A 14,181-nucleotide genomic window follows, 5' to 3' on the forward strand; every position below is an offset into this window, starting at 1 on the left:
CATGGCTCATGAGCGCAACGAAGTTTTGCAGGCGCTTCAATCCATTGTCGGTGAAGCCAATGCCACCAATGATCCGAGCTTTATTGCCAGTTACGCCTGGAATGGCGGTGTCGGCTCAATGCCGGGGCCCAAATTTCTCAAAAACTGGCCGATTGCCGTGGTTATGCCCAACTCCGCAGAGGATGTAGCGGCTATTATCAAATGCTGTCTTGCACGCGGGCTTTCCTTTCGTCCGTTAAGTTCCGGCAATGGTGGAACCTATCTCAGCGCCAGCGAAAATGTGGTGGTGATGGACCTTTGCCGTATGAACCGTCTGATCAAGATGGATGCCGCAAACCAGATGGCGGTGATCGAGCCTTATGTTACGGCGGGCCGTTTGCAAGCAGAAGCCATGAAAGTGGGTCTCAACTGTCATATCGTCGGGGCGGGGCCGTCGCATTCGCCGCTGGCCTCGGCCACGTCCTTTCTGGGGGTTGGCATTACCGGTGCCAGCACGGGTGCCAATTTCCGCAATATCCTGGGCATAGAATGGGTGACGCCACAGGGAGACATCGTGCGCATGGGTTCTTTTGGTGGTGATGATGACTGGTTCAGTGAGGAAGGGCCGGGGCCGGGCTTGCGCGGTATGATCCGTGGACTCATTGGCGCAAATGGCGGCCTCGGCGTGTTCACCCGTATTGGTTACAAGCTCTATCCGTGGGCGGGACCTAAGCGTTTGAACCTGACAGGGCAAAGCCCGATGCGGGGCATGGCATTGGAGCCAAACATGCGTCTGTTTCTGCCTGTCTGGGATACGATTGAACAGATGCGCGACGCCAGCTTTCACCTGAATCGCACAGGCGTTGCCTTTGCACTGCTGCGCATGCCACCAAACCATATCGGTTGGACGCTGACGGCCACCAATGCCGAATATGCGCGCCGCCGCGAAGCGGGCGACCTGCCGGAATGTGCGCGCCCGGAAAACAGATTTGGCTGGCAGATCTTGACCATCGGCCACTCTGCGGGGCACACGGCCTATCAGGAGAAAACGGTGCAGCACATCGTCGCAAGCACCGGCGGGCGGATGATTCCGATTGAGCAGAAGGACGCGGAAGTGCTGCTGCGCACGCTGGTGACGTCGCTTTACGTCAGCCGCGTCTTCCGTGGTGCCGGTTCTGGTGGCACCAGCTTTGGCGTCATGGAGACCTTTAACCTGCTGCCGGACGTGATCAAGGCCAGTGAGGATATTATGGCAAAAGATCGCATGCCCGGCCGCAATTTCGCAGCCGACGGTAAGGAAGGCTGCTGGGTCTGGCCAACCGAGAGCCGGCAATTGTGGACGGAAAACATCCTGGCATCGCAGGCAGGGACCGTGAAAGGCATCGGAGCGGGTTGGAAAGGCTTCCTCAAACACCTTGATATGGTGGACCGCAACCCAAGGCTCGGATTGATGGGCTTCATGGCGGGTCCATTGATAGAATTGTTCGGCCCGCGCTACAGCAACGTCACTTCATGGATGCGGCTGATCAAGCGGCGCGTTGATCCGGCGGGACTGGCAGACGCGACAGTGCATGTCAGCGCCAAACAGCTCCCGATTGCCAAGAGATGGCCGACCCTGCAAAAAATCGCCTTCTCAAAAGCGGGTGCTCCGGTGCTGCATCTGGTCTGCCTGTTGCTGGGCGTGGTCAGCAAAAAGGAAAAGCTGCCGGATCGAAGAGGATAAACATCAACGACAATCTTAGCGTCTGTCATCTGATTGTCGACGTTCCTTGCATGGCGTTTTGAGGCCCATATCGACGACATTCAACGCCGTTCAAAGTGCAGCTTTGCCAGGATATTCGAAACGGCGTGACTGGGCGGCGCGATGCGCAACGAACTTATTGCGTGTCAGCCAATCTCATCCAGTTGCGGCTGACGCAGTTCGATCGCGGCGACCTCACCTTTCAGCTTGTTCAACCCTTTGCTGCTGAGTTCGAAACGTTGCGTGCCAATTTCAACGCAGCTCTAAGCCAGTTTTCCGAGACTATGTGTGCTGTCTCTGATGCGGCAGGTGCGATCGACAACGGCAGCCGAGAAGTCAGTGCGAGTCTGACGACTTGTCCACTGAAGTCGCAATGGATCAGGATGCTGCGCAGATGGAGGGCATAGAGGACGCGGGCATTATAGACCGCGCAGTGAACAATCTGGCTGGTCATCGCCATCTCTTCTTGATTGAAGATATCGCGCGCGAGTGCCTCTAGCTGCAATAACGGAAAGATTGGCAATTGGGATTGGGTTGGTGGCTTGTAATCGCTCCTTCACCGGCGTGACGGATGTCATGCCGGTGAAGGAGAATTACATACCCAATCAAGTTTAGGGTTATTGGTTATGGAATTGGGTCGAACTTCAATTCGCTCAATTTCACAACCTTGTCGGTGCGGGTCATTTTATATTCGGTGTCTGGGCCAAGCCATTTGTTCCAGATCTTGTTGATTTCGCCGTCAGTATCAAGCGCGCGCAGCGTATCATTGATCTTGGCGGTCAGGGCTGGCTCATCCTTTTTCATGCCAACACCGATGGGCTGATACAGCATCGGATCATCGATCATCCGCATCTTCTTGCCCTTGGTCTGGGATTCGTTGACGAATTTGGTGGTGGTCATGGTGTTGGCCACCATGCCTTCAGCCTTGCCCTGCTGAACGGCGAGATAGGCCGATGCCGTATCCTGAAACGTTAACGGGTCCGACTTGTTGAGCTTGATTGACATCTCGGACGTGGAGCCTTTGGTGGAGGCCAAACGCTTGCCGGAGAAATCGGCCTTTGTCTTGCCGGCAGTGTCAGCAGGAACAATCAGCATTTCCTTGGCAAGGTAGTAAGGGTCGCTGAACTGAATCTGTTCGGCGCGGCTCAAAGTGTAGGCGAGATTGGCAACGGTGATGTCAACGCGGCCAAGCTTGACTTCCGGCACACGGGCTTCCACCGATACCGGCTTGATTTCGGCCTTCACGCCCAGTTTTGCAGCAATGGCGTTGCACAGATCAACGTCAAAGCCAGCCATCTCACGGGTTTTGGGGTCTGGAGAGGCAAAAGGGGGAACATCCGCGAAGGTGGCGCAACGCAGGGTCTTGGCCGCCATGATATCGGCCAGCTGATCGGCGCTTGCAGGGGCTGCAATGGCGGTGGTGGCGGCAAGCGCCAAGCTGATTGTGATGCATTTCATGTTCATTGCTGTTCTCCTTGGTTATTATTGTGGTGATTTGGTCCTGTTTGCCCGCTTCCAAGATCACGTCTTAGTGGCGCAGTTCTGAGAGAAAACGTTGGGCGCGGGGATGGGTGGGATTGGTGAAGAAGGTTTCCGGCGGGGCCATTTCCAGAATTTGCCCGGCATCGATAAACCAGATGTGGTCGGCCACATCGCGGGCAAAGCCCATTTCATGGGTCACGCACATCATGGTCATGCCATCGGCGGCAAGGCTTTTCATCACCGCCAAGACTTCGCCGACCATTTCCGGGTCCAGCGCGCTGGTTGGCTCATCAAACAGCATCACCGGCGGCTCCATGGCAAGCGCACGGGCAATGGCCACACGCTGCTGCTGGCCACCCGACAATTGCGCTGGGTAGGCATTCGCCTTGTCGGCAAGGCCAACCCGGTCCAGCAACCGGATGGCTTTATCATGGGCCACGTCGGGGGCCACGCCTTTGACCCGCACGGGCGACATGGCAACGTTATCGACAACGGACAGGTGCGGAAACAGGTTAAAGCTCTGGAACACAAAGCCAATCTGGCTGCGCAGGGCATTGAGCTGCTTTGTGCGCATCGGCACATGCACTTCCTGACCCTCAAAAGAAATCGAGCCGCTGCTGATTTCTTCAAGGCGATTGATGGTGCGGATCAGGGTTGATTTGCCCGAGCCAGATGGCCCGCAAATCACCACAACTTCGCCTCGGTTGACGTGGGCATCAACGCCCTTCAGCACTTCGTAATTGCCATAGCTCTTGCGAACCTTGGACAGCGTAATGGTTTGCTGCTTTTCAATGGCTGGCTTGGATAAGGGCATGGCTTCTACTCCGAGACAAGTTTGGACGTGATACTGGGGGCGTCTTCACCTTTACCGGACAGACCGGCGCGGCGGCGCGATATGCTGCCCTCCAGTCGTTTGGCGGCATGGGTGAGGCTCCAGCAAATCACGTAATAGATCAGGGCAAGGATCAGGTAGACCTGAAACGGCTGGGTCAGCAGATCATTGTTGACCTGATTGGCGGCAAAGGTCAGATCCGGCACATTGATGACAGACCCCAGTGTCGTGTCCTTAATGGTCGAGACGAAGGTGGACAGGATGCTGGGGATGACATTGTACAGCGCCTGCGGCAGAACCACGTAGCGCATGGCGCTGGGATAGCTGTGCCCAAGGGCCTTGGCGGCTTCCATCTGTCCATGGCCCAGGGCAACAATGCCGCTTCGCACAACTTCACTGAGAAAGCAGCTTTGATAAACCACCAGCGTTGTCAGCATGGTGATAAAGCTTGGCACATCGGCCCCCGTGAGCAGCGGCACCAGAAAATAGCACCACAAAATCAGCATCAGCAACGGCACGCCGCGTGTGACATAGACGAGGAAGGTGACCGGCCAGCGCAGCGTGCGCCATTTGGACATGCGCGCAAGGGCCAGAAGAATGCTGAGTGGAAAGGCCAGTGCGATGCTGAAAACTGACAGGATCAGCGTGTTGGCTAGGCCGCCGAGAGGGCCGTTGGGATATTGGCCGATCAACAGCAGCAACCAATAATCCTGCACAATCTTGATGATATCGTTGATCATGGCCGCACACCTCTTGCATGATCAACGCGCCATGTCAGATACGCGCCGCCTGCCATGATCAGCAGAGAAAAGAACAGATACAGCACCGTGCCAATCAGATAACTCTCAAAGGTTCTGAAGGTGACGTTTTCAATTTCCTTCACTGCATGGGTAAGCTCTGACGCACCAACAACAATCGCAAGACTGCTGTTTTTAAACAGCGAAACCGTATGATTGATTAGCGGCGGCAGCGCATTGCGCACACCTTGCGGAATCATCACGTAACGCATGGCTGAGAGATAGCCGTGGCCCAAGGCGCGGGCCGCTTCCATCTGGCCGGAGCTGATCGAGCGCAGGCCGGAGCGCAAGTCTTCGCTGAAATAAGCGGCCTGACACAGACCAAGTCCGATAACCGCAAAGATGGCTTCGGCATTATGGTTGACAAGCCAGCCACTGATGCCACTGGGCATCAGAGTGAAAATGCCAAAATACCACAGCACCAGCTGCACCAAAGTTGGCACATTACGGTGATAGGAAACATAGGCCGTCACAATGGCATTGCCGATTCCGCCCGGCGAAAACCGCAGCGCCAGCAGCAAAACCGCAAGTGTCATCGCCAAAACCCATGAGCCGATGGCGATAATAAAGGTCATCTCAATGCCGTGCAGCAGCATGGAGACATAGTCTGGATTGCCGAGAATTGCTGAGAGATCAAACCCCTTCAAGGCTTCCGCTCCTCCGGCTTGGCCGTCTGCAATCCGCCCATCACCTGAAGGGTGGGGGTGATTTCCATATGGCCGATGTTAACGGCAATGGGTGCGGCAATGGCAAAGGCAATGGCATCGGCAATGTCGGACGCCTGCGGCAATTCAAAGCCATCAATAAAGCGCTCGCGCACCGATGGATCATCGCCATGAACATGGGCGAAAATATCGGTTGCGACGCGACCGGGGCAGATTTCCGTCACGCGCACCCGCTTGCCAAAGGCATCAATACGCAACTGATTAGACAGCATGCTGACGCCAGCCTTGGTGGCGTGGTAGGAGGAGTTTCCACCAAAATTATACTGTGCGGCGATGGAGGAGATGTTGATGACATGGCCACGATCGCGCGCCACCATGCCAGGCACAACCATGCGGCACAGATGCAAGACAGCCCGCAGGTTCACATCCACCAGCAGATCAATATCGCCGTCTTCTGCTTCCAGAAACTTCTTTGGACGGTCAACACCGGCATTATTGACGAGAATATCAAATGGAATTTTGGATGTGAGCTCCGCCAGGGCGGCGCGGTCCGTGACGTCAATCACATGGGCAATGCAGCCGGTTTTCTCGGAAAGCTGCTTGAGAAGATCACCACTTCTGGCAACCGCATGCACTTCAACATTCTCAGCGCACAGCCGCTCCACAATAGCGGCTCCGATCCCGGAGGATGCGCCAGTGACAAGCGCAGTTTTGTAATCCGAAAATGGCATCTGACGTCCTCTTTTGTTCTTGAGAAAGACTAGCGAAGCTTTAGTCTGAGCGATAATGCCGATTATATGTGGAGTGATAAGCCTATCTTATGAGCTTGGTGGCAATTGCCCAAAAACTGGTCGTCATGAGCGCGCAACCCGCCTATGTCAGCTCAGAACCTTTTTTTATCCATTTACGGCTTACCGGCTGCTGCATAATGTAAAGGCTTGACCCCATAGAATTCGAGTTTACTCCCCCATGGATATCAGGCGCTTCAAGTCCTTCATCGTGATTGTTGATACAGGCAGCATCACCCGCGCTGCCGATATTTTGCATATCGCCCAGCCCGCCTTGAGCCAGCAGCTTGCCTCGCTGGAAGAGCATTTTGGCACCAAGCTTTTGCTGCGCAGTCAGCAAGGCGTGGTGATGACCGATGCGGGCGCGCAAGTCTATCGGCACGCACAGATGATTTTGCGACAAATGGATCAGGCCCACGCTGATGTGCTGGCGGCAGGCAAGCATTTGGCCGGGCGTGTCTCAGTCGGGCTGGCTCCATTTAGCAGCGCGGCCACGCTTTCGTTTGAATTACTTGCAGAAACACGCAGGCTTTATCCGGGCATTGTGCTGCATCTGACCGAAAGCGTGGGGCAGGCCTATAGTCAGATGTTGATGAACAACAAGCTGGAAATCGCCCTCATTCATGGCACGGGGCCAATGAAGGGCGTTCACTTCGATCCGCTGCTGCGCGAGGATTTCTTTCTGGTGGCCCATGAGGATTTTGGCATTGAGGCAGATGACAAGCCGCTCTCGGTTGCCAATCTGGAGGAGCTGCCTTTTCTACTGCCGCCACCCTATAATTTCGTGCGCCGGGCCGTAGACATGGCCTTTGCCCGCAGCCGTACCAAGCTGAATGTGATTGGTGAGGTGGAGGTTATTCGCACCCTGACGCGGGCAGTGAGTGGCGGGGTTGGGGCAACCATCATGCCCAAGGCGGTGGCCGATCGGATCACCGCAGAGGCCAGTAGCCAGATCATCTGCCGCACCCTCTCGCCGCAGATTGAAGAAACGCTGTCGCTGTGCGTGTCGGAACATGCGCAATTGTCAGATTCCGCCGCGGCCGTGCGGGATATTTTGCTGCGATTGACGCGGCAGTTGAAGAATTAGAACAGTTTATTCGCGCCATGCATCCTTTGGGATGCATGGCGCGATATTTCCTACGGAATGAAGATTACTTCATATCCTTGCAGAATTGCGCAATCCGGTCACAGCCAGCTGTAAGCCGTTCCATGCTGGTGGCATAGGAAATGCGAAAGAAAGGGCTCATGCCGTAGGCCGCACCCTGCACGGTCGCAACGTGCTGCTCATCAATCAGGGCCGAGACGAAATCCGTGTCGTTTTCAATCTTGCGGCCACCCTTGGTGGTTTTGCCAATCAGGCCCGCGATGCTGGGGAAGATGTAAAACGCACCTTCAGGCTTATGGGCGCGCAGGCCATCAATTTCTGCAAGACGCGACAGCACATAGTCACGACGGCCCTTGTAGATATTGGCGCGCTCTTTCAACAAATCCTGCGGGCCATCCAGAACAGCCATCGCGGCGGCCTGCGTGATGGTGGATGTACCGCCCGCGTTCTGGCCGTTGACATTGCTGATGGCCTTGATCAAATCCTTCGGGCCACCGCAATAGCCAAGCCGCCAGCCCGTCATGGCATAGGCCTTTGAGGCGCCGTTCACAGTCAGTACGCGGTCATAGAGGCGGGGTTCAACTTCGGCGATGGTGCAGAATTCAAAGCCGTCATAGATCAGGTGTTCATAAATGTCGTCTGTCATGATCCAGACGTCGGGATGACGCAGCATGACTTCGGCAATCGCGGCCATATCCTTGCGCGAGCAGGCGGCACCCGTGGGATTGTTGGGGAAGTTCAAAAACAGCCATTTGGTTTTGGGCGTAATCGCCGCCTCAAGGTCTTCGGCGCGCAGCTTGAAACCATTCTGTTGCGGGCATTCCACCGGAACCGGCACACCGCCTGCAAAGCGCACGATATCGGCATAGCTGATCCACGATGGCGTGGGGATCACCACTTCATCGCCGGGATTGCAGGTGGCCATCACCGCATTGAAAATCACCTGCTTGCCGCCGCCTGCGACAACGATTTGGCTTGGGTCATAGTCCAAGCCGTTTTCACGCTTGAATTTGCGAGAAATGGCAGCGCGCAAGGCAGCGGTGCCATCGAGCGGCGGATATTTGGTATCGCCTGCCAGCGCTGCCGCGTGCGCAGCTTCAATGGCATGCGCCGGGGTAGTGAAATCCGGCTCGCCGGATGAGAGGGATACAACGTCAATGCCCTGGGCGGCGAGTTCACGGGCACGCTGCGTCATGGCTGCAGAAGCGGAAACCGCGACATTCTTGAGACGGTCGGCAATCATGGGCATGGTCTAGACTTTCAAGGGTTTGTGGTGAAGGGTTCAAAATCGGTTGATGTCAGGCAATCACGTCGCGGGCAGGCGCAAGGGTCGCGCCCGTGGCTTCAATTTCGCTACGTACGATCTTGGCCAGTTCCAGCGATCCGGGTGTATCGCTATGCACGAGAATGGAGCGGGCGGGCATGGCAATGGTTTGGCCATCGATGGTGGTGACGGTTGCTGTTTCAAGGAATTGCTTGACGCGGGCGCGCACGGCCATTTCTTCCTTGATGACCGAATTGGCCACTCCGCGCGGCACAAGCGCACCGTTGGCATCATAGGCGCGGTCTGCCAGAAACAGCGTCAGCGTCTTTAATCCGCAGCGCAGGGCGGAGCGCTCAATGTCCGAGCCGGACATGCAAAACACAATAATCTCAGGGGCAACAGTTTTCACCGCTGTCAGCACCAGATCACACAGCGCTGGGTCGTGATTGACGCGATTGCCCATGGCGGCGTGAAAGCTGATGTGATCAACGGCAAGCCCTTCGCTGGCAGCAATCGCGCTCAAGGCACCCAACTGATAAAGCACCTGCGCGCGCAGTTCTTCTGCTGACACTGGAATATCGCGCCGACCAAAACCCAGCCGATCAGGAAAGCCGGGGTGCGCGCCAATGCCAACGCCACGGGCCTTGGCCAGCCGCACCATGCGCAGCATCATTTCCGGGTCGCCCGCATGAAAACCACAGGCGATATTGGCCGAGGAGACGACATCCATCAGCGCTTCATCGTCACAGAGGCGGTAGGACCCAAAGCCTTCGCCCATATCGGAATTGAGATCAATCTTCATCATCTATCCTCAGGTTTAGCGCTTGGTCATGGTGGCGAGAGCGTCGGTCAACAGCGGCACCGTGTGGCGGATATCGGCCAGATAGGCCGTCATCGCCTGTTCTGCGGCTTTCGCCTCCGCCAAGCTGGAATGCACAAAGCGGATGCGGCTGCCAATGCGCGCTTGGCCCAGACGCCAGAGATCAATGTCAATCACACCCGCCATCTTGGGATAACCGCCTGCGGTATTGGCATCGCTCATCTGAATGATCGGCTCGCCTGCGGGCGGCACCTGCACCACGCCTGTGACCACGCCATGGGAGCGCATTTCAACATGCTCCTTGAGCTTCACCGGAGTGCCAGACAGGCGATAGCCGGTGCGGTCGCTCTGGGAGGAGATTTTCCAATCCTGCGCCCAGAACCGAATCGATTCGTCACCAAACCAGTCATGCTCGCCTGCGGGCAGGGCGCGAATGGGCAAAATGCCATTCTCAACTGCTGGAAAATGATCCTGCAAAGCGACTTCCGGCGGCATCACGCCGAAACCGGAGGATGGAATCAGCGGACCTTGCGCCTCACCTATCGCGAGACGGTCACCAACCGCCAAAAACCGCCCCTGATAACCGCCAAAGGCTCCCCGCAATGAGGTGCTGCGAGACCCCATCACCAGCGGCACATCAATGCCACCGGAAAAGCACAGATAGGCCCGCGCCGCGTTGGTGGGTGTTTTCAGCTCAAGCTCTTGTCCGGCCAAAACCGGAAGCGCCCACCATGGTGGCATGGTTTTGCCGTCCACTGTTGCGGCGCAATCGGCTCCGGTGATAGCGACAAAACCGTCCTTTTCAAACCGTAGCCGAAAGGGAAAGGTCTGGATTTCAAGGCTAGCTGCACCCTCATCATTGCCAAGCATCAGGTTGCCGATTTTCAGCGCAACGGGGTCCATCGCCCCGCAGGTGGTGACGCCAATGTTGCGAAACCCAAAGCGCCCAAGATCCTGCACGGTGTTGAGGGGACCGGTGGTGAGAATCTCGATCATAGCTCGATCCTCTCGGCGATAAAGCGCACCGTATCGCCGGGGGCCAGCAAGGCGGGAGATGCCGCCATGGGATCAAACATCGGCATTTCGGCAAAGCCGATGGAGTTCCAGCCATTCGGCCCGGTCAAGACGGCAACGCCGGTCTGCATACCGCCGATGGTCAGGCATCCACGCGCCATTTTCAACGATGGCACGGTTTTGCGCGGCATATGAATGCGCGGGTCCAGACCATGCAGATAGCCAAAGCCCGGTGCAGAACCCAGTGCAAACACGGTGTAGGTACCAGCCGCATGAATTTTGACAATATCGCGATCTGATAGGCCGGAAAGATCGCAAAGCGCAGGAAGATCGGTGGCATGGTCTCCGCCATAGGTCACCGGGATTTCAACGGTTTTCCCGGTTAAATCCATGCCTTGCGCCGCATTCCACGCTTCCAGCAACCGGCTTGCGATGGCCGCGTGGTCTTCAGGCGTGTGATGCAGCACCAACAGCAGATTGGTCATGCCCGGCACAATTTCCTGCACATCCGGCCAATCCTGAACCATGGCAGATAAGGCCCAGATGCGCCGTTGCGAGGCCAAATCAAACGGGCCGGGCGCATCCACCACAAAGGCTTTGGTGCCAATGACAGAGATTTTCGGCATGTCTGCCTTGGACACTGCCAAAATTGCCGGATGTTTCAAACTGATGCTCTCCATTGCTGCCATCACCGTTGCTCAAGCGAAAACAGGGGGGTGCCATAGCCAACAGCATCGCCCGCATTGACCAGAGCCTCGCCAAGAACGCCGTCTTGCGGGGCTGCAACACCCAACAGCAAGGGGCCGATTTTAACAAAACCAACCACATCGCCAGCGTTGACACTTTCCCCCTCTTGCGGGCCACCATCGGGCCGGACCGGGTGATGTGCCAGAAAATGACCAACGGAAGACGAGGTGATCATGACAGATGCGCCAACTGGGACTTTGCTGCTCACATGTTTGGAGACGTGCGCAGTTCCCCCCGTCATCACAATGCTGATCTGCTGGTCGTTGTGTTCAATGTCGATGGCGTGAACTCCCGCCACCTCCAGCCAGGAGGTCAGTTGTGCGATGACATCTGCCCGGGTGAAATCAACAGAACGGCGGGAGAGGGAGCGACTGCGTGCTGTCATGATGCGCTCCGCAGGTGCAGCCCTGTTGCAGAAGATTGAAAATGCACATGGTGTTTGCCAATCAGCATCGGGCCAGAGAGAGTTGCAGATATCTCAAAACTCATAGGGCAATCTCCAAAACAGGCTGTCCGGCATCGACCTCTTGCCCATCTTCCACCAACACCCGAACAATTTTGCCCGCCCGATCCGTGGTCACCGTATTGAAGACTTTCATGGCCTCAACAATAAAAAGGCTCTGGCCGCTCTCGACCTCATCGCCAATGTCAACAAAGGGCTTTTCCCCCGGATGGGGCGAGCGATGAAAAACACCAAATGTGGGCGCACACACGGTATCTGCGGTCTGTTCAATCTTGATCGGCGGCGTGGGAATGGTGTTGACGATACGGTCCGGCACCACAGGGCTTGCGATAACAGTGGCATTCTGCGGGTGAGCGTAATGAGAGATCCGAACGGTCGTGCCGTTGTCCGTCACGCTCAGATGCGAAATGCGTGATTGTCCAACGAAGTCTATGAGCGTTTTGATCTTGTCGAGATCCATTCAAACCACCGGATGTGATAGTGTCATCATGCCGTCTTCAGAGGCCAGAGCAATTGCGTTTCAGCAGGATTGATCCGTAAAGACGTTCAAAAACAGCTAGCACGACCCTTCCTGTGATGGGGGCAAACAAAGTTTGAATGGTGCGCGCCCGCCATGGAAAAGCGGGGCGCAGTTCTCAGGCGAGACAGCTCCAATGGCCCTCTCCACCGAGACGCTTGATGACCTCCATCAGGATCTGTCTCACCTCAAGAACCGCATTTGTCGGTGGGTGATTGACCGGCATATCCAGCACAAGGCGTCGAAACAGCTCCGGTGCCCTCAGTGGAATGACCGAGAGTTGTCCTGCCTGATGATCGGCGTAGACGGCTCCCCGACCCAGAATGGTCAATCCCAACCCGGCACGGATAGCCGCTTTGGTGCTGGCCACGCCCTCGATCACCCGAACAATATTGATTTTCTGACCAAGAATAAGGGCCTGCTTTTCCAAAAGGATGCGAATTCCATGACGCTGCGAGGGCATGATCAGCGGAAGGCTCAAAGCTTCGCGGAGCGGCAAATCATTCTGCCTTTGGGTAAAGGCATTCAGAGGCCCGACGGCATAGAGCCGCTCATCAAACAAAGGCACTGCGGTCGGTTTGGCCACATCCAGAAGGTTCACGGCCAGATCATGCGCATGGGTATCGGTCGCTGTGCGCAGGGTCTGGCTATCGCCCTCGCTGATCGTCAGGCGGATTTTTGGAAAACGGCGGTCACATGCTTCCAGAACCGGAATGGAGAGAATGGGAGACAGCGAGCTGAGAATACCAAGCGAGACATCACCACTTGGATATTTCGCCTGCTCCCGCGTTGCGGCTTCGGCCTGCTCTACCGCCCGAAGGATTGCCTGAGCATGGACCAGCAGCGTTTGGCCTGCCTCCGTTACCACGACGCCACGCGAGGTCCGGTTGAGCAATTGCAGCCCCAGTTGGTCTTCCAGCGCGCGCACATGCAGGCTCAGCGCGGGTTGGGCTACACCCAGCTCACTGGCGGCACGGGTAAAGGAGCCTAGCTCTGCAATGCGCGCAAAATAGCGCATTTTTGTTACATCCAATGCCAAGGCTGCCTCCTGATATACAGAATTCATATATCAAGTATCGTCAATATATATTTGTTGGCATAGCGCAAGCCTCTTAAAACGGACGAGACCGCGAAAGGGCTGGGGTTAACCTGCGCCGTTTCGCCCTATCGAACGAAGCTGTTTTGAGGTTGCCATGATCCACATTAAGAAAATTCCCGAGCGTCCAAGCCAGGAAGAGATTGATGCGATTGCGAAATTCTCGCCCGCCACGCTGCATGAAGCGCAGGGTCGTCGCGGTGCGCTTTCCTCCCGCATCAAGCCAGTTGATTACCGCATGAAGCTTTGCGGGCCTGCTTTCACGGTCAAGTCTGCGCCACGCGACAACATCATGCTGCAACTGGCGATCAATTATGCGCAACCGGGCGACATCATCGTGGTATCCGGCGGCGAATACGAGGAGGCGGGGTCATTTGGTGATGTTCTGGCCAATGCCTGCCTCGCCAAAGGCATTGGTGGCCTGGTAACGGACACAGGCGTGCGCGATACCTTGCAGCTTCGAGATCTTGGCTTTCCGGTATTTTCACTCAGTGTTTGCATCAAGGGAACCGTGAAGGAAACCTTGACCGCAGTGAACGATCCCATCGTTATCGGTGATGAACTGGTGTATCCGGGCGACATCATCGTCGGTGATGCCGACGGCGTGGTGGTCGTTCGTCGACAGGAAGCCATGAACGTTGCAGCACTTGCCCAAACCCGGGAAGATGCCGAAGCGGGCTATATTGCCGCCTATAAGGCGGGTAAGTCGGTCATTGAAGTCAGTAATCTTGAGCCCGTGCTGAGGGCTAAAGGATTTTCGGTCGAAGCGTGAGCGGGTGCTCCGGACATGGATTTGAAATTCCCCTTAAAATCTAAGAGTCTGTCCGAGAAATCATCATTGGCGTGCAATCCGTCTGACGATGGTCATGGC

At 56.3% G+C, this 14,181-nt stretch carries 16 protein-coding genes; 3 read left to right on the forward strand and 13 right to left on the reverse strand.

What is annotated here, in order from left to right; genetic code table 11:
• The first annotated feature begins 1 nt into the window (after position 1).
• Positions 2 to 1,702 (forward strand): FAD-binding oxidoreductase, encoded by a 1,701-nt coding sequence (locus tag IEI95_RS09175; protein ID WP_194416329.1) that lies wholly within the window; start codon positions 2 to 4, stop codon positions 1,700 to 1,702.
• A 229-nt stretch (positions 1,703 to 1,931) separates the two neighbouring features.
• On the opposite strand, the gene IEI95_RS09180 is transcribed toward IEI95_RS09175, so the two are convergent.
• The 6 genes from IEI95_RS09180 to IEI95_RS09205 form a co-directional block, all read right to left on the reverse strand.
• Positions 1,932 to 2,174, reverse strand: coding sequence for a hypothetical protein (locus tag IEI95_RS09180; protein ID WP_194416330.1), 243 nt, complete (start codon positions 2,172 to 2,174; stop codon positions 1,932 to 1,934).
• Positions 2,175 to 2,344: 170 nt separating this feature from the next.
• On the reverse strand, positions 2,345 to 3,184 hold the full coding sequence (locus tag IEI95_RS09185) for an ABC transporter substrate-binding protein (RefSeq protein ID WP_156534429.1): 840 nt from the start codon (positions 3,182 to 3,184) through the stop codon (positions 2,345 to 2,347).
• 64 nt (positions 3,185 to 3,248) lie between these two features.
• Complete coding sequence (locus tag IEI95_RS09190; RefSeq protein ID WP_070148211.1) at positions 3,249 to 4,016, reverse strand: amino acid ABC transporter ATP-binding protein; 768 nt, start codon at positions 4,014 to 4,016, stop codon at positions 3,249 to 3,251.
• A 5-nt stretch (positions 4,017 to 4,021) separates the two neighbouring features.
• Positions 4,022 to 4,774, reverse strand: a complete 753-nt coding sequence (locus IEI95_RS09195; RefSeq protein ID WP_156534427.1) for an amino acid ABC transporter permease — start codon at positions 4,772 to 4,774, stop codon at positions 4,022 to 4,024.
• Positions 4,771 to 5,478 (reverse strand): amino acid ABC transporter permease, encoded by a 708-nt coding sequence (locus IEI95_RS09200; protein ID WP_156537419.1) that lies wholly within the window; start codon positions 5,476 to 5,478, stop codon positions 4,771 to 4,773. The genes IEI95_RS09195 and IEI95_RS09200 overlap by 4 nt, the downstream gene beginning before the upstream one ends.
• Entirely contained in the window at positions 5,475 to 6,227 is a 753-nt protein-coding gene (locus IEI95_RS09205) for an SDR family oxidoreductase (protein WP_194416331.1), read from the reverse strand. The genes IEI95_RS09200 and IEI95_RS09205 overlap by 4 nt, the downstream gene beginning before the upstream one ends.
• A gap of 238 nt (positions 6,228 to 6,465) precedes the next feature.
• On the opposite strand from IEI95_RS09205, the gene nac reads away from it, so the two are divergent.
• Positions 6,466 to 7,371, forward strand: coding sequence for a nitrogen assimilation transcriptional regulator NAC (gene nac, locus IEI95_RS09210; RefSeq protein WP_194416332.1), 906 nt, complete (start codon positions 6,466 to 6,468; stop codon positions 7,369 to 7,371).
• Positions 7,372 to 7,435: 64 nt separating this feature from the next.
• Here nac and IEI95_RS09215 read toward each other — a convergent pair whose 3' ends face one another.
• The 7 genes from IEI95_RS09215 to IEI95_RS09245 all read right to left on the reverse strand — a co-directional run bounded on the left by IEI95_RS09215 (position 7,436) and on the right by IEI95_RS09245 (position 13,253).
• On the reverse strand, positions 7,436 to 8,638 hold the full coding sequence (locus tag IEI95_RS09215) for a pyridoxal phosphate-dependent aminotransferase (RefSeq protein WP_156534421.1): 1,203 nt from the start codon (positions 8,636 to 8,638) through the stop codon (positions 7,436 to 7,438).
• A gap of 49 nt (positions 8,639 to 8,687) precedes the next feature.
• Positions 8,688 to 9,455, reverse strand: a complete 768-nt coding sequence (locus IEI95_RS09220) for a 5-oxoprolinase subunit PxpA (protein ID WP_156534419.1) — start codon at positions 9,453 to 9,455, stop codon at positions 8,688 to 8,690.
• Between the two features lie 15 nt (positions 9,456 to 9,470).
• Positions 9,471 to 10,469 (reverse strand): 5-oxoprolinase subunit C family protein, encoded by a 999-nt coding sequence (locus IEI95_RS09225; RefSeq protein ID WP_156534417.1) that lies wholly within the window; start codon positions 10,467 to 10,469, stop codon positions 9,471 to 9,473.
• Positions 10,466 to 11,167 carry a 5-oxoprolinase subunit PxpB gene (gene pxpB, locus IEI95_RS09230; RefSeq protein ID WP_234891071.1) on the reverse strand — a complete coding sequence of 234 codons (702 nt, stop codon included), beginning with the start codon at positions 11,165 to 11,167 and terminating at the stop codon, positions 10,466 to 10,468. The genes IEI95_RS09225 and pxpB overlap by 4 nt, the downstream gene beginning before the upstream one ends.
• Positions 11,168 to 11,175: 8 nt before the next feature.
• Positions 11,176 to 11,619, reverse strand: coding sequence for a biotin/lipoyl-containing protein (locus tag IEI95_RS09235; RefSeq protein ID WP_156534413.1), 444 nt, complete (start codon positions 11,617 to 11,619; stop codon positions 11,176 to 11,178).
• 100 nt (positions 11,620 to 11,719) lie between these two features.
• Positions 11,720 to 12,157, reverse strand: coding sequence for an acetyl-CoA carboxylase biotin carboxyl carrier protein (locus tag IEI95_RS09240; RefSeq protein WP_156534411.1), 438 nt, complete (start codon positions 12,155 to 12,157; stop codon positions 11,720 to 11,722).
• A 175-nt stretch (positions 12,158 to 12,332) separates the two neighbouring features.
• Positions 12,333 to 13,253: a LysR family transcriptional regulator gene (locus IEI95_RS09245; RefSeq protein ID WP_272950872.1), complete on the reverse strand. Its 921-nt coding sequence runs from the start codon at positions 13,251 to 13,253 to the stop codon at positions 12,333 to 12,335.
• Between the two features lie 154 nt (positions 13,254 to 13,407).
• On the opposite strand from IEI95_RS09245, the gene IEI95_RS09250 reads away from it, so the two are divergent.
• Positions 13,408 to 14,082, forward strand: a complete 675-nt coding sequence (locus IEI95_RS09250) for a 4-carboxy-4-hydroxy-2-oxoadipate aldolase/oxaloacetate decarboxylase (RefSeq protein WP_156534409.1) — start codon at positions 13,408 to 13,410, stop codon at positions 14,080 to 14,082.
• Positions 14,083 to 14,181 lie beyond the last annotated feature (99 nt).

The organism is Agrobacterium vitis (assembly GCF_014926405.1).
Lineage (GTDB): Bacteria > Pseudomonadota > Alphaproteobacteria > Rhizobiales > Rhizobiaceae > Allorhizobium > Allorhizobium vitis_H.

What these genes read in the sequence shown, in the direction of transcription:
- IEI95_RS09175 (WP_194416329.1), top strand. Translation starts at nt 2, where the DNA reads ATGGCTCATGAGCGCAACGAAGTTTTGCAGGCGCTTCAATCCATTGTC.
- IEI95_RS09180 (WP_194416330.1), bottom strand. Translation starts at nt 2,174, where the DNA reads ATGACCAGCCAGATTGTTCACTGCGCGGTCTATAATGCCCGCGTCCTC.
- IEI95_RS09185 (WP_156534429.1), bottom strand. Translation starts at nt 3,184, where the DNA reads ATGAACATGAAATGCATCACAATCAGCTTGGCGCTTGCCGCCACCACC.
- IEI95_RS09190 (WP_070148211.1), bottom strand. Translation starts at nt 4,016, where the DNA reads ATGCCCTTATCCAAGCCAGCCATTGAAAAGCAGCAAACCATTACGCTG.
- IEI95_RS09195 (WP_156534427.1), bottom strand. Translation starts at nt 4,774, where the DNA reads ATGATCAACGATATCATCAAGATTGTGCAGGATTATTGGTTGCTGCTG.
- IEI95_RS09205 (WP_194416331.1), bottom strand. Translation starts at nt 6,227, where the DNA reads ATGCCATTTTCGGATTACAAAACTGCGCTTGTCACTGGCGCATCCTCC.
- nac (WP_194416332.1), top strand. Translation starts at nt 6,466, where the DNA reads ATGGATATCAGGCGCTTCAAGTCCTTCATCGTGATTGTTGATACAGGC.
- IEI95_RS09215 (WP_156534421.1), bottom strand. Translation starts at nt 8,638, where the DNA reads ATGCCCATGATTGCCGACCGTCTCAAGAATGTCGCGGTTTCCGCTTCT.
- IEI95_RS09220 (WP_156534419.1), bottom strand. Translation starts at nt 9,455, where the DNA reads ATGAAGATTGATCTCAATTCCGATATGGGCGAAGGCTTTGGGTCCTAC.
- IEI95_RS09225 (WP_156534417.1), bottom strand. Translation starts at nt 10,469, where the DNA reads ATGATCGAGATTCTCACCACCGGTCCCCTCAACACCGTGCAGGATCTT.
- pxpB (WP_234891071.1), bottom strand. Translation starts at nt 11,167, where the DNA reads ATGGAGAGCATCAGTTTGAAACATCCGGCAATTTTGGCAGTGTCCAAG.
- IEI95_RS09235 (WP_156534413.1), bottom strand. Translation starts at nt 11,619, where the DNA reads ATGACAGCACGCAGTCGCTCCCTCTCCCGCCGTTCTGTTGATTTCACC.
- IEI95_RS09240 (WP_156534411.1), bottom strand. Translation starts at nt 12,157, where the DNA reads ATGGATCTCGACAAGATCAAAACGCTCATAGACTTCGTTGGACAATCA.
- IEI95_RS09250 (WP_156534409.1), top strand. Translation starts at nt 13,408, where the DNA reads ATGATCCACATTAAGAAAATTCCCGAGCGTCCAAGCCAGGAAGAGATT.